Origin of the sequence: Paraglaciecola mesophila (genome assembly GCF_009906955.1) — a bacterium.
In the GTDB taxonomy this organism is placed as follows: domain Bacteria; phylum Pseudomonadota; class Gammaproteobacteria; order Enterobacterales; family Alteromonadaceae; genus Paraglaciecola; species Paraglaciecola mesophila_A.
Genome location: NZ_CP047656.1, coordinates 1,956,256 through 1,972,089, shown reverse-complemented (window position 1 = coordinate 1,972,089; position 15,834 = coordinate 1,956,256). Strand labels below are relative to the sequence as shown.

Below are 15,834 nucleotides of genomic sequence, written 5' to 3'. Positions count from 1 at the left end.
AATATAGGTATAATCAGCGGCCATTTTAATGATAGGAATACCCGTGTTAGCTTTGCTTCGGATTGTCAGTATTTTCTTTTACTTCCTTTTTATCAACCTGTTACTGGTGTTAATTTGTGTTTTTCGCCCCTTTCATAGAGATAACGTTTACCTAGCAGGCAAGTTGTACAGTTCTACGTGTTGGTTGCTGGGACTTAAAATCGACTTACGTATTGCCCCTGAAGCTCAACGTAATGGCCCCTATGTATTTATCGCGAACCACCAAAATAGTTTCGATATTTTTACTATTTGCGCTGCGGCTTTAAAGGGCACGGTGACTGTGGGGAAAAAGAGCCTGAAATGGATCCCAATTTTTGGTCAAGTTTATTGGCTGTCAGGGAATATTATGATCGATAGAAAGAACTCTGGCAGAGCGTTAGATACGTTAAAAAACACAGTGAGAAAAATGCAAAAGCGCAAGCTGTCGGTATGGTTTTTTCCTGAAGGAACAAGAAGCTACGGCCGCGGGCTATTGCCTTTTAAATCCGGCGCGATACGCATCGCTAAAATAGCCAAAAGACCGATAGTGATTGTAGCGGCAAGTAATTTAGAGAATAAAATAAAGCTCAACCGGTGGGACAACGGGACCTTGATCATTGATGTCGGTGAGCCAATTGATTTAAGCGGCGAGCGAACGGTTAAAGAATGGACTGAACATTTTCATACATTGATGGCGGAAAAAATAGCACAATTAGACAGTGAAGTTGCCGCAGGCAACAGATAAACTAATGGCTAAAGTTGAATACAGGACATCACATGAGTACAGACGAACAAGCAGAATGGTTTGAGTTTAATCAAGAGACAGTAGAAGCTTTGATTGAAGATGGCAGTGACAGTACTAAGCCACACACAATTGAATATCACTTTGCTGGTGAAAATTTTGATGTTCTGGAAAAAGCCGCGGTGGACGCTTTCAAAGCGGGGTTTGAGGTGGGAGATGCTGAAGAGTTAATGCTTGATGATGGGGGCACTATTTTCTGCTTTGACGCGGTTGTTGAGCGTTTATTGGATGTAGAGTTAATCAACGCTGATACCGTTAAGTTGTTAGCGATTGCGCAAAAGCAAAAGGTCCATTTTGACGGATGGGGTACTTACTTTATTGAGTCTTAGGTGTCTTTTAGACAGTAAAATACCATGCTGAGCAAGGAGGTTAATCCTCAGTAAGCTTTTCTTCAGCGTTTGTTCATGGTGAAAAACCGACACTCCCTACATCAATTTAGGGAGTGCATCATGAAAATATCAATTGTTCACAGTGTCTTATTTAGCGCAATACTATGCATATCAGCTCAGGCTAGTGAATCATCTTGGTCAGCAAAATCGACTGATTCTCAAGGGGACAACACATTGTCCTCCTCTACAAAGTCCTCATCAACAGTAAAAAGCAATTTACCAGAGGGGCCACAAGTTTCTGCTAAGGCTACTCGTCAATCGCAAGTGGCAAGGAAGGTCGATGTTCGTCCTGCTGCTCGGGACGTTAGCCAAGATTATTGGGTATATGACGCCTATGTCACATTGCATACAGACAGTGACTATGACGGGTTTTATCACCACTTCAGTCTCGATTTCGATATTGATTCGATTTATGCCCATAGCGAAGTGTATGCAAGATTGTACCTTGGTGTAGATGAAACATTTCGTGAATACCACACCACTTCAGATTTTTACATTGAGGGAGACAGCACGCACGACCAAATAACAGTTGAAACGGAGTTGCTAAGTGGGTTTTATCCTGATGACTATGAGTTTTTAATTGAAGTTTACGATGCTTACTCAAATGAACTTGTCGCCGTGTATGACGGCTACAACGATGCTGATTTATACCTAGTGAGTATCGAAAGCCAAGATAAAGAAGTGATTTATGTTGAACCTGATGTTGTGGTGATCGAGGCTAACGGTGGCAGTATGGGATGGCTGGCTTTATTATTGTTACCTATTCTGCTGGTGCGCCTAGTGAATACCAGTTTCATCAAATAATTTCCCTCTCAGAATTCATCCAGCGGGTTTTGAACAAGGCGTCGGTGTGTAGCAATGGTTGTTCCCGTTCAAATACCGATAACGCAGTGCAAGACTTGCTGGGGAATTCCTTTCGAGCGAATATTAAAAGGATTTACTCTGTGCTGCTCAAACTCGAATGAGCACAGGTAGTTTTTAATAAAGGGCTATCAGTTAAGCGCCTTGAATCAGTCCTTTTAAATTGTCGCTGAGTGATTAATTATTTACTGGAATTGGTATATGCCTAGTCGTTTTAGATAACGCCCACAGGGCATTTTTAAACGTATTTTGCCGAACATCTGAGAGTGAAACTGTTTGAGTTGGGTGCTATAAACATTGCCATTAAGCAGTTCACTTTTTATTTTTTAGGCTTATTGAGTCGTACCCGCTCATCTCGCTCTGATATTTCACGGCGGCTATTCTTCCGCGCTATCCCCACAAATTAGCAGTAGTAATTTAGTACCAACTTATTGATTGGTAAAGAAAGTGCCCTAAAACTAACTAATTGCTGACTATTTGGTCAAGTGTGCTGGAATATTGAACAGGCATATGACAGTATCGAAATGAGGTGCTGTTCGATAAAGGTCTCTTTATCGTCATATAGATGTCATAGAAATAGAAGAACATTGCGGCCCTATAAAATTATAAAAAGCCGGATAACTGGCGATAATATTCTCAGGAGAAACTATGAAATTAAAATATCCAGCACTGCTGGCGCTTTTAAGTGCGTCCGCAGCGCAAGCAGGGGAGCTTGTTATAACGGGGGTTTTTGATGGCCCGCTAACGGGTGGGGTACCTAAAGGCATCGAATTATTCGTGACCCAAGATATTGCCGACTTAAGCACATGCGGTGTAGGTTCGGCTAATAATGGCGGCGGCACCGATAATCAAGAATTCACTTTCCCCGCTAGAGCAGCAACCGCAGGCACTTATATTTACCTCGCGTCTGAATCACCTCAATTCACCGCTTTTTTCGGTTTTGAACCGACGTACACAGATAATGCCGCCAACATCAATGGCGATGATGCCATAGAGCTTTTCTGCGATGGCACCGTGGTAGACGTATTCGGTGATATAAACGTTGATGGAAATGGCGAACCCTGGGAATACCTAGACGGTTGGGCATATCGAAATGCCGATACTGGTCCTGACGGCAGCACCTTTGCATTAGGCAACTGGACATTTAGCGGTGCCAATGCATTTGATGGCCAAAGCGATAACACCACAGCATCCACCCCTTTTCCGTTAAAGTCGTTTGCTGAAGAAGTAGACGGTGGTGATACGGGTGGCGGTTCAGGTGGCGAAACCGACCCAACAGCACCATGCTTTAACTGCCCACAACTTGAGCCAATCGCTGACTCAAGTACTTTTGATAGTGAAAGCTACTATGCACCAGTGACAGCTGAAGTAAATGCAAACTCCTCGGCGACAACGATTAAAAGTGCGATTACAGATGTTATCTCTCAAGGGCATAAAAATCTGTCTTATAGCGAAGTGTGGACTGCACTGACTCACACAGATGAAGATCCTAACAACTCCAATAACGTTATCCTTTGGTACAAAGGAACATCAATTGCCAAATCAAGTAACGGCAGTGGCAGCCAGAACAGTGATCCTGATAATTGGAATCGTGAACACAGTTGGGCGAAAAGCCACGGGTTCCCGAATGAATCTCAAGAAGCATACACAGATATTCATCATTTACGTCCTACCGATATCTCGGTTAACTCATCTCGTGGCAACTTAGATTTTGACAACAGTGACAATGCATTAGCTGAAGCACCTAGTAATCGCGTAGATGGAGATTCTTTCGAGCCGCGTGATGCCGTTAAAGGTGATGTCGCGCGTATGATGTTCTACATGGACACCCGTTACGAAGGTTTAGGTGACTCGACACCAGATCTTGTTTTAGTGGATCGTTTGACTGCAAGCGGTGACGCTGAGTTGGGACGTTTATGTCGCTTAGTTGAGTGGCACTATGCAGATCCGGTAGATGCTGCAGAGCAACTACGTAACGATACTATTTATGAGTATCAAGGCAATCGCAACCCTTATATCGATCATCCTGAATGGGTTGATATTTTATATCAAACCCCAGCGTGTGGTACCGATGGCGGTGATACAGGCGGTGGTGACACTGGAGGTGGCGATACAGGTGGTGACACTGGTGGCTCCGCCACAGCGGGCGATATCGTCATTTCAGGTGTGATTGACGGGCCTTTGACCGGTGGTACACCTAAAGCGATTGAATTTTTCGTGCGCAACGATATCGCAGATTTAAGCACATGCGGTTTCGGGTCAGCTAACAACGGTGGTGGCACTGATGGCCAGGAATATACGTTCTCTGGTTCTGCATCAGCCGGAGATTTTATCTACATCGCGTCTGAAGACAGTAATTTCGAAGCTTATTTTGGCTTTGCACCTACAGGTACATCTGGCGCTGCATCAATAAACGGTGATGATGCCATTGAGTTATTCTGTGGTGATGAAGTCGTCGATGTGTTCGGTGATATTAACGTCGATGGCAATGGTGAACCATGGGAATACCTAGATGGTTGGGCATATCGCATTGCTAGTACAGGACCTGACGGTTCAACCTTTACACTTGGTAATTGGGTGTTCAGTGGCGCCAATGCATTGGATGGCGCAACAAGCAATGGGACGGCTGCTAGTCAGTTCCCAATCGGTTCATACACCAGTAAAGAAGTCCTTTTAATATCTGGCGTATTTGACGGCCCTCTATCGGGTGGAACGCCAAAAGCGATTGAGTTCTATGCGGTAACCGATATACAAGATTTAAGCGTATTTGGTTTTGGTTCTGCAAATAACGGTGGTGGATCAGACGGGCAAGAATTTACGTTCTCTGGTTCAGCTTCTGCTGGTGAATATTTTTATGTCGCTACCGAGACAGTAGGTTTCAATACCTATTTTGGGTTTGAGCCAACTTACGTTTCGAACGCCGCAGGTATCAACGGTGATGACGCCATTGAATTGTTCCACGACGGTGAAGTAGTTGACGTATTCGGAGATATCAATGTCGACGGAACTGGCCAGCCTTGGGACTACTTAGATGGTTGGGCATATCGGGTTGCTGATACAGGCCCTGATGGCAGTACCTTTGTATTAGCGAACTGGACGTTTAGTGGCACTAATGCACTTGATGGCTCTAGCGACAATGCGACTGTGTCTACTCCTTTCCCACTTGCAAGTTTTGCCGGTGGTGGTAACGGAAGTGGCGATAATGGCGGTGGTGATGGCGAAACGCCTTTACTGGGTATGTGTGCCGATCCTGCTACCTTAATCAGCGCGATCCAAGGGACAACGGATATTTCGCCAGTTGTGGGTGAAACCCATATCATTGAAGGTGTCGTAACCGCTAGCTTCCCAAATCTTAGTGGCTACTTTGTACAAGAAGAAGATGGCGACCAAGATGCAGACAGTGCAACATCTGAAGGTATTTTTGTTTACAGCCCATCACTGGCTTTACCTGAAGTCGGAAGCCTAGTACGTGTGATTGGTGACGTTGCAGAAGCATTTAATAAGACTCAGCTTGTTGCTTCTGAGATCAATCCAGCTTGTGGTACTGGCTCTGTCACCGCGACTCCAATGACTCTACCTTTTGATTCTGTTGACGCAATGGAAGCACTAGAAGGTATGTTAGTCACCAGCTCTGATGCGTTAACCGTGACGGATACCTTTAGCTTAGGGCGATTTGGTGAAGTGTTGTTGTCAAACGGTCGTCGATTTGTACCGACTAACCTCTTCGCCGCGGGCAGCCCTGAAGCCGTCGCGTTAGCAGAGCAAAATGAGCTTAATCAGATTACGTTAGATGACGGCGTCAATGGTCAAAACCCTGAGGTAGTGGTTTATCCTGCTGGTGGTTTGTCAGCCAGTAACCCGCTTCGCAGTGGAGATACGGTGACGGCATTGACTGGCGTAATGGACTTTAGCTTTAGTCTGTATCGTATTATTCCAGTTGAGCAACCGACGATTGTTGCTAGTAATCCAAGAACTGACGCACCTGATCTTGAGTTAGGTAACCTCAAGGTGGCAAGCTTGAACGTATTGAATTACTTCAACACGCTAGATGTTAGCCCGAATGTGTGTGGCCCATCTAATCTAGAATGTCGTGGTGCTGATAGCGAAGTAGAGTTCGAGCGTCAACGTGCTAAAACCTTAGCTGCTTTACTTGCTATGGACGCCGATATCGTAGGTTTGATGGAAGTCGAGAATAACGGATTTGGTGCAGACAGCGCAGTGGGAGATTTGGTTTCTGGTTTAAACGATGTATTGGGTGCTAACACGTATGCAGCAGTTGATGCGGGTAGCTCAATCGGTACGGATGCGATAACCGTTGCGTTGATTTACAAGCCTGCAGTTGTTTCTGCCATTGGTGAACCGGCCATTTTGGATAGTAGCAATTCAATTTCTGATGAGGACGGCCCGTTATTCTTAGACACTAAGAATCGTCCTGCGTTAAATCAAAAGTTTGCTTTAGTGGCAAACAACGAAGAGCTGGTTGTTAGCGTAAATCATTTCAAATCTAAAGGGTCAAGTTGTGGCGCTGGCGATGATGATACGACGACAGGGCAAGGTAACTGTAACCTGACTCGTACTAGAGCTGCTGAAGCCTTAACGACTTTCTTGTCACAGCAGTTCACTGACACGCCAACGTTAATTATTGGTGATTTGAATGCCTATGCAATGGAAGATCCTATTCTTGAGATTTTAGACCAAGGCTATACCAATCTTGCCAATAAATTTGGTGGCGATGAAGCATACTCGTACTCATTTGGTGGTGAATTTGGTTATCTCGACCATGCACTAGCTAGCGCAGCACTAGTAGATAAGGTCGTTGATACCACTGAATGGCACATCAATGCTGATGAACCCATCGTATTTGATTACAACGTTGAGTTTAAATCTGATCAACAGATAATCGACTACTATGCGCCTGATGCCTATCGCATGTCTGATCACGACCCAGTTGTTATTTCACTGCTACTGGAGTCAGACGTTGAAGTGGTCGAGGGTGACTATGACGGTGACGGTGATGTGGATAAACTTGATATACAAGCCTTGCTTGCCGATATTCGCAGCGGTTCTGCATCTAACATGGCCTTTGACTTTAACGGAGACGGCCAATTGACAATACGAGATGCTTTATTGATGTATCGTAAGTGTACTCGTTCACGTTGTGCTACGAACTAAGCCAATAAACATAGCGAAAACTTAGCTATCTAGGTTTTTTTAAGGCGCTCAGTAGAGCGCCTTTTTTTATGTCTGAGCACTCGTGCTAGCACTACTCGTCAGAAAAATGTCAAATGTCCCAATTATTAAAGGCATGACTTTGCTCGTTTACTGTGCTCGTTTTGCGTTTTTTTGGTGCAATTTAACGGCACATAATGCGATGAATTACCTTACTTTTCAGTTCAATAACTTGGTTAAATAAAAAGTGTAAGAAAGCGTAAATGTTACTAAGTAAGTGCAACAAATTAACGTACTATCAGGCCAAATTACGGCTTTAGTCGTAGAAAGCATACACTCAGAATTTACACTATAAAAAGGTTTCTCCATGTCCAAAGGAATTTCATTTTCACCCATTTTAATCGCACTGATTTTGGCCAGTGGCTTATTGATATATTTATACCTTCCAAGCGATACAGCGCAACAGCAGAAAAAATCAATTGCGACGCCAGTGACAGCATACACTGTGTCTGAAGTGAAATTTCCTGTTGTGGTTGAAGCGCTGGGCACGGCAAATGCGAATGAATCTGTCATGTTGACGGCGCAAAAATCAGACGTTGTGCAAAGCATCGAATTTGATGATGGTGACTTGGTTGAAAAAGGACAGTTACTCATTAAGTTGAGTGATCGTGAAGAACGAGCGCGTTTAAATGAACTCGATATCAATTTGCAAGAAGCAAAGCGTCAGCTAAAACGGATTGATAATCTGGCGCAAAAAAGCGTCGCTTCAGCTCAATTATTAGATGAACAAGAGGCCAATGTAAAAGCCCTGAAGGCACAGTTAGAAGTTGCGAAAGCTCAGTTAGAAGAACTTGAACTACGAGCGCCATTCAGCGGTTTGTTGGGGGTACGTCAAGTCAGCTTAGGAGCGCTTGTTATGCCTGGCGACTTAATTGCGACATTAGATGACCTGCACGTGATTAAAATGGACTTTACTATTGCTGAGTCTCACCTACCCAGTGTGCGCAAAGGTCAACAAGTGTCTGCCACCTCGGTAGCGTATCCAGGCGAAACCTTCGAAGGTGAAATATCAAGTATTGCTTCTCGTGTAGACCCTGTTACTCGTGCTATCCAAATTCGGGCCATTATCGACAATAAAGACTTAAAACTTCGACCTGGTATGCTACTGCAAATTAACCTTGAAAAGGACATTCTTAATACATTGACCTTACCTGAAGGAGCCTTGGTGCCAATTGAAGATAAGCAGTTTGTATTTGTCATTAAAGGTGACAAGGTAGAGCGTCAAGAAGTGAAAGTCGGGTTACGTAAACCAGGGGTTGCGCAGATAGTTTCTGGCTTAAATGAGGGGGACCAAGTGGTTATCGAAGGGGCGTTACGTCTGCGCGACGGGTCAGCTGTTAACGTACTGTCCACGCATACTTCTCAAGGATAAGTCCAATGTTGCTATCTGATATATCCATTAAGCGCCCTGTTTTTGCATCCGTCGTTAATTTACTGTTAGTGGTATTCGGCATTGTTGCTGTGTCCTTTTTGTCTTTGCGCGAGTACCCAGATGTCGACCCACCCATAGTGTCAATTAATACCACCTACACGGGGGCTTCTGCGGCTATTATTGAAAGCCGTATTACCCAACTATTAGAAGACCGGATCAGTGGTATCGAAGGGATAAAAAATATTGAATCGACCAGTAGAAACGGTCGCTCTTCTATTGACGTTGAATTTAATCTTTCAAGAGACATAGATGCTGCGTCAAATGATGTACGTGAACGAGTAAGTCGCGCTTTGAATAACCTGCCGGATCAGGCGGATCCTCCTGAGGTATCAAAATCCACCTCAGATGACGATGTGATCGTTTGGTATAACTTACGCAGCGATAACATGAGTGTTATGGAGTTGACTGACTATGCTGATCGTTATCTTGTTGACCGTTTATCCGTAGCAGAAGGGGTGGCTAACGTCCGTTTAGGGGGAGGTCGTAGCTACGCAATGAAGGTATGGCTAGATCGTAATGCAATGGCAGCAAGAGGGATTAGCGTTGCCGATATTGAGCAAGTAATCCGTGCTGAGAACGTTGAACTGCCAGCGGGTGAAGTCCAATCTAATCAACGTGATTTTGATGTGCGTGTTGCGCGCAGTTATTTAAGTCCAGAAGACTTTTCGAAATTACCTGTTAAAGCTGGGATAGACGGTTATCTGATTCGACTAGGCGAAGTGGCCACCGTTGAGCTTGGTGCAGAAGACGACGAAACAGAGTTTCGTGGTAATGGCGTGAACATGATTGGCTTAGGTATTACTAAGCAATCAAAAGCCAATACCTTAGAGGTAGCAAGAGCAGCAAAAGAAGCGATAGATGAAATTCAGCAGACCTTGCCGGATAATATTTTTATTGTACCGAGTTATGATTCCTCGGTGTTTATTGAAGCTTCAATAAATGAAGTGTATGAGACTTTAGCCATTGCCATGCTGATGGTTGTATTGGTGATTTACCTTTTCTTAGGCAATGTGCGCGCCACCATTATCCCAGCAGTCACTGTACCTGTCTCTTTGGTGGCAGCCTTCACGGTAATGTACGCCTTAGGTTTCTCAATTAATCTACTCACCTTGTTAGCACTAGTCTTGGCGATCGGTTTGGTGGTGGATGATGCCATCGTTGTACTTGAAAACATTTCGCGACGCATCGAACTTGGCGAGCCACCTTTGCTGGCAGCTTATCGAGGCGCACGGGAAGTCGGTTTTGCGGTTATCGCCACAACCTTGGTGTTAATTGCGGTATTTGTTCCGCTAGTATTTTTGCAAGGAAATATTGGGCGACTATTCACCGAGTTTGCGCTAGCAATTGCTGCGGCGGTAGCGTTCTCAAGTGTCACCGCCTTAACGCTTATCCCTATGTTGAGCTCTAAGTTACTGACAAAAAGTAAGCGAACGACTGGCTTGAATAGTTGGATGAATAGATCGTTTACCAAGTTTGAGGGGCGTTATTTCAAAGTACTTGGAAGAACCATTCACCAACCGATTTTAATGGCCCTACTCATTTTAGTGAGCGTAGTTGGCTTGCTGCGTTTAGTCGAAATTTTACCCAGTGAATTCGTTCCTAAAGAAGACAGAGGGAATTTCTTTATTCAGATTCAAGCGGCTGAAGGGGCGAGTTTTAAAGAGAACAGCAGAAGCATGAAGAAGGTTGAAGAGATTATTTTACCTTATTTAGACAGTGGTGAAGCTACACGCGTACTCGTGCGCTTACCTGGCTTTGGTAGCAGTGCAGGTATCGCCATTGTAGGTACGCCCATTGGAGACGATAAGAAGCGTTCAACTTTTGAATTAATGGACGAAATCAGTAAGAAGCTGTCTGTGATCCCTGATGTGCGAGCGTTCGCCATAATGCGTTCCAGCCTTGGTGGGCGAGGGGTTGGTCGACCTGTTCAGTTTGTGCTTCAGGGAAACACTTACGAAGAGCTGGTGGGATGGCGTGATAAGTTGCTCTCGATTGCCCAAGAAAACCCTAATTTATTGCGCTTAGATTCTGACTATAAAGAAACCTTGCCGCAATTATTGATAAATATTGATACCGAGCGAGCAGCTGATTTAGGTGTTTCAGTGAGTGATATAGGCACCACCTTAGAGACCATGTTAGGACAACGCCGTGTGTCGACTTTCTTGGATCGTGGCCAAGAATACGATGTGATCTTGGAGGGCCGCCGTGAGGATTATCGCAGCCCACAGAGCATTGATAATTTGTATGTGCGCTCATTTAGAACTGGCGAACTGATCCCAATGGATAATTTGCTGCAAGTGGAAGAGCGCGCTACGTCGTCGCGCTTAAATCGCTACAATCGTATGCGCAGCATTACCATAGATGCGAATCTAGCTGACGGTTACACGGTGGGTGAAGCGCTGGCTTACCTAAACAATATTGTTGATACCGAATTACCCGAAGGCGTGTCGGTAGATTACAAAGGAGAATCTCAACTTTATCAGGAGTCGGGTAACTCTATTATATTTATCTTTCTAATGGCGTTGGTTATCGTATATTTGATTCTTGCTGCACAGTTTGAGAGCTGGGTGCACCCGCTGGTTATCATGCTCACTGTGCCATTGGCGTTAGTGGGGGCCTTTATCGGGCTATATTTTGCGGGTATGACGCTGAATATATACAGCCAGATTGGTTTGGTAATGTTAATTGGACTGGCCGCTAAAAACGGTATTCTGATTGTAGAGTTTGCCAATCAACTACGTGATGCTGGTGCTGAGTTTGAATTAGCCCTTAAACGAGCCGCTATGCTGCGCCTGCGTCCTATCGTGATGACCAGTTTTACGACTATCTTTAGCTCGTTACCACTGGTGTTTGCAAGTGGGGCAGGTTCAGAGAGTCGAACGGTCATCGGTATGGTGATATTCGCTGGGGTACTTGTATCAACACTACTGACCTTGTTTGTGGTTCCCACTGCTTACTATTGGTTAGCACGTAACACAGGCTCGCCACTGGCTATCACCCATAAGTTAGAAAAACTCGAAGATGAAATACCTTACGTTAAGGGTGATGACTTCTAGTTATTATCGAATGAAATAAGCGAATTAAAAGCGGCATGAGTGACAACACTCATGCCGCTTTTTTATGCTCTACTCAGTGGACATTCCACAAAATACGTTTTCACATGCGACAAAACATAGACCAAAAAAAACCGGATATTAAATCCGGTTTTTATTTTGTAACGCTTCTCAAGCTAACGATAAATCCTATCGTTAAGTGAGATACTGCTACTCGTCTAAAAAGCTGCGTAGTTGCTCTGAGCGGCTAGGATGACGTAATTTACGCAGAGCCTTCGCTTCGATTTGACGAATACGCTCACGCGTAACATCAAACTGCTTACCTACTTCCTCAAGGGTGTGATCGGTATTCATGTCAATACCAAAACGCATTCTCAGTACTTTTGCTTCACGGGCTGTTAAGCCGGCTAACACTTCTTGAGTGGCGTTTTTCAAACTGCCGCCAGTAGCTGAGTCAAGAGGTTGCACAATCGTGCTATCTTCAATGAAGTCACCTAAGTGTGAATCTTCATCATCACCGATAGGGGTTTCCATTGAGATTGGCTCTTTTGCAATCTTCAGTACCTTACGGATCTTGTCTTCTGGCATTAACATGCGTTCTGACAACTCTTCAGGTGTTGGTTCACGGCCCATTTCTTGTAACATCTGACGAGAAATACGGTTTAGCTTATTGATTGTCTCAATCATATGCACTGGTATACGGATAGTACGGGCCTGATCCGCAATTGAGCGTGTGATGGCTTGGCGGATCCACCAAGTGGCATAAGTTGAGAACTTATAACCACGACGGTATTCGAATTTATCAACCGCTTTCATCAAACCAATGTTACCTTCTTGGATCAGATCCAAGAACTGTAAACCACGGTTGGTGTACTTTTTCGCGATTGAAATAACCAAGCGTAAATTCGCTTCAACCATCTCTTTTTTCGCACGGCGCGCTTTCGCTTCACCGATCGACATACGACGGTTAATGTCTTTTATATCTGCGATGATTAAGCCGGTTTCTTCTTCAACGGCATTCATCTTGCCGATGCTACGCTCTAGCTCTTCTTGATGCACTTTAAGTTCTTCAACATAAGGTGCGTCAGATGCCATGATCTCGTATAGCCAATCCGTGCTGGTTTCATTACCAGAAAAGGCTTTGATAAAGTCTTTCTTAGGCATTTTGGCCGCAGCAACACAGTGCTTCATCACGATACGTTCTTGTACGCGAATGCGATCCATCATGCTGCGCATGTTCTTAACCATGCGGTCAAATTGCTTAGGCACCAAACGGAACTCTTTAAAGATTTCGCTTAGCTCATCAATTTCTTTACGTGATTTAGCGTGAGAGCGGCCTTCAGAAGCAATGACATCCCGCGTTTTTTCATATTGAACACGCAGCTCAGAGAACTTCTCACGGGCCTCTTCTGGATCTGGACCTGTGTCTTCTTCCTCTTCGTCTTCATCATCGCTGTCCTCGCCATCATCGTCTTCATCTTCCAACTCTTCTTCGGATAACTCAGAACCAATATGTGTGGCGGTAGGGGCAATATTGTCTGCTTCATTAGGGTCAACAAAACCAACAATAATGTCACTCAAGCGAATCTCTTCTGCTTCGTACATATCCCACTGATCAAGCAAATAGGTAATTGCTTCAGGGTATTCTGCAACAGAACATTGAACCTGATTTATGCCTTCTTCAATGCGTTTGGCGATAACAATCTCGCCTTCACGAGTTAATAGCTCAACCGTACCCATTTCACGCATGTACATACGTACTGGATCCGTTGTTCTACCAATCTCGCTTTCGACCGTTGCTAAGGCTTGGGCGGCGGCTTCCGCGACTTCTTCATCAGTTGTGGTTTCTTGCATCAAAAGTTCATCGGAATCAGGAGCGTTTTCAAACACTTTGATCCCCATGTCGTTGATCATACGGATAATGTCTTCGATTTGATCCGAGTCAACTATGTCTTGAGGCAGGTGATCATTTACTTCGGCAAAGGTCAAGTAGCCTTGTTCTTTACCTTTGGCAATGAGGAGTTTTATCTGCGACTGCTTGCTTTGCACCATATACCTTACACTTCTCGATTTGGGTTAAAATTGCACCCTGAGAACGAATTAACGGGCTCAAAATGCTAAATACTTTGCTTGGGCTCGAGGCTGTAGCGAATTAGCCAGTATAGCAGACTCGACTACCCTTGGGCTAGATGTTGGGTCATTTTTGTTCTTTTACAAGTAGATTCAACTCTTGTTTTTCATCTGTACTGAGATTTCCTAAGCGTGCTTTTGACATCAGCTCGTCCATTCTACTTTTAAAGTGCCAATCGAGTAGTTTGGCGAAACTGTCTTTAAAGACCAACGCTTGATTTTCTTCGGCGTATTCCCAGCCGAGTAACTTGGCTAGATTTTTACTTTGCGGGTGATGTCTAAAGTGCTCCAACACTTGGGCTGTATTTGCATTTGGTTTGTTTAAGCAAAATTCAAATAGTTCGGTTAGAAAATCGAGTCCAGGTACTTGCATATCACCTAATGCCGCAGGGTTTGTCTGTTGACATTCAACGGCAATCCCTGGTTGGTCAAGCAATAATCGGATCATCATTCTCACAGGAGATATTTTGGCTTTATTCAGTGCGGTGAAATCCAATTTTGCACCAGCTTTATGCTGGTTGGCCTTAGCAACGTCTTGTTCTAAACGATGACGATTGCGGTCTCCCATATGCATACTGAGTTCCGATGTGAGAATAGCGCGTTGATTGTCACCTAAAATTTGCTCAATAAGCGGCATCGCTTCTGCCTTTAATGCCGCTTTACCTTCTGCACTACCAATATGGTGACGTTGCAGTAAATTATCAAAGAAAAACTTAGATAAAGGGACGGCGTCACTCACCAATTTTTGTTCAAATGCTTCTTTGCCTATCTGGCGTACTAGAGTATCAGGGTCTTCTCCATCGGGTAAAAACAAGAATTTCATTTCTACACCGTCTTTTAGATAAGCTAGGGCGTTCTCAAGTGCGCGCCAAGCAGCTTCACGGCCAGCCCGGTCACCGTCATAACAACATACCACTTCACTGGTGGTGCGAAATAGCATCTGAATATGTTCAGGCGTTGTAGCGGTTCCTAAAGACGCGACTGCGTATTTGATATCAAATTGGGCTAAAGCAACCACGTCCATGTAGCCTTCGACGATCATGATTCTAGGTAAGTTTCGGTGCGCCTGTTTTGCTTGATAAAACCCGTAAAGCTCATTGCCTTTATGGAAGATACGCGTTTCCGGAGAGTTTAAGTATTTCGGCGTACCGTCACCCAGTACACGGCCACCAAAACCCACAATACGGCCGCGCTTATCGCGAATAGGGAACATAATCCGCTCGCGAAAAAAATCGAATCTGCGGCGATTATCATTTTCAGTAATCAGCTTTAAATCAAGTAACTGCTGCTGCGCTTCTGGGCTTCGTCCAAAAGTACTGAGTACAGCATCCCATTCGGTTGGCGCGTAACCTATACCAAACGCCTTGACGACTTCCCCACTTAGGCCTCGCTTTTTGAGGTAATCAATAGCGCGGTCTTTATCACTGTGCACTTTGAGTTGATGAGAAAAATAGCGCGATATGGTTTCCATTAACTCATAATCATCTGCCTTTTGCTGTTTTTGCTCAGGCGTAGGGGCAGGGGTTGAGCTTTTTTCTCTGGGCACATCCACACTGTGATACTGGGCGAGTTCTTCAATGGCTTCAGGAAACTCAAGGCGATCATATTCCATCAAAAAGGAAATGACATTGCCGTGGGCTCCACAACCAAAACAGTGATAAAACTGTTTGTCTTGGCTTACCGTAAACGAGGGACTTTTTTCATTATGAAACGGGCAGCATGCTTGGTAGTTTCTACCGGCTTTTTTGAGTTTAACGCGGTTATCTACGACTTCGACAATATCGGTGCGAGCAATTAAATCATCAATAAATTCACGAGGTATACGGCCGTTCATGTCTAATTCTCAATCTGTTCGTGCATAGTATGAGGGATGCAAAAAAGCACTATACTTGGTCTGCATAAACAAACAAGCCGCAAATA

At 44.5% G+C, this 15,834-nt stretch carries 8 protein-coding genes; 6 read left to right on the top strand and 2 right to left on the bottom strand.

The genetic code is table 11. The features are described 5' to 3' along the window. Positions 1-43: 43 nt before the first annotated feature. The 6 genes from FX988_RS08375 (at position 44) to FX988_RS08350 (ending at position 11,787) form a co-directional block, all read left to right on the top strand. On the top strand, positions 44-763 hold the full coding sequence (locus FX988_RS08375; protein ID WP_201751642.1) for a 1-acylglycerol-3-phosphate O-acyltransferase: 720 nt from the start codon (positions 44-46) through the stop codon (positions 761-763). Positions 764-795: 32 nt separating this feature from the next. Then, entirely contained in the window at positions 796-1,149 is a 354-nt protein-coding gene (rraB, locus tag FX988_RS08370) for a ribonuclease E inhibitor RraB (protein WP_160179202.1), read from the top strand. A 120-nt stretch (positions 1,150-1,269) separates the two neighbouring features. Continuing rightward, positions 1,270-2,013: a choice-of-anchor H family protein gene (locus FX988_RS08365; protein ID WP_160179201.1), complete on the top strand. Its 744-nt coding sequence runs from the start codon at positions 1,270-1,272 to the stop codon at positions 2,011-2,013. Between the two features lie 705 nt (positions 2,014-2,718). Continuing rightward, positions 2,719-7,242 carry an ExeM/NucH family extracellular endonuclease gene (locus FX988_RS08360; RefSeq protein ID WP_160179200.1) on the top strand — a complete coding sequence of 1,508 codons (4,524 nt, stop codon included), beginning with the start codon at positions 2,719-2,721 and terminating at the stop codon, positions 7,240-7,242. Between the two features lie 364 nt (positions 7,243-7,606). Next, positions 7,607-8,671, top strand: coding sequence for an efflux RND transporter periplasmic adaptor subunit (locus FX988_RS08355; protein WP_160179199.1), 1,065 nt, complete (start codon positions 7,607-7,609; stop codon positions 8,669-8,671). A 5-nt stretch (positions 8,672-8,676) separates the two neighbouring features. Then, complete coding sequence (locus FX988_RS08350) at positions 8,677-11,787, top strand: efflux RND transporter permease subunit (protein ID WP_160179198.1); 3,111 nt, start codon at positions 8,677-8,679, stop codon at positions 11,785-11,787. A gap of 207 nt (positions 11,788-11,994) precedes the next feature. Here the strand turns inward: FX988_RS08350 and rpoD are convergent, their stop codons facing one another. Further along, complete coding sequence (rpoD, locus tag FX988_RS08345) at positions 11,995-13,836, bottom strand: RNA polymerase sigma factor RpoD (RefSeq protein WP_201751641.1); 1,842 nt, start codon at positions 13,834-13,836, stop codon at positions 11,995-11,997. 145 nt (positions 13,837-13,981) lie between these two features. Then, positions 13,982-15,748, bottom strand: coding sequence for a DNA primase (gene dnaG / locus FX988_RS08340; protein WP_160179197.1), 1,767 nt, complete (start codon positions 15,746-15,748; stop codon positions 13,982-13,984). Between the last annotated feature and the right edge of the window lie 86 nt (positions 15,749-15,834).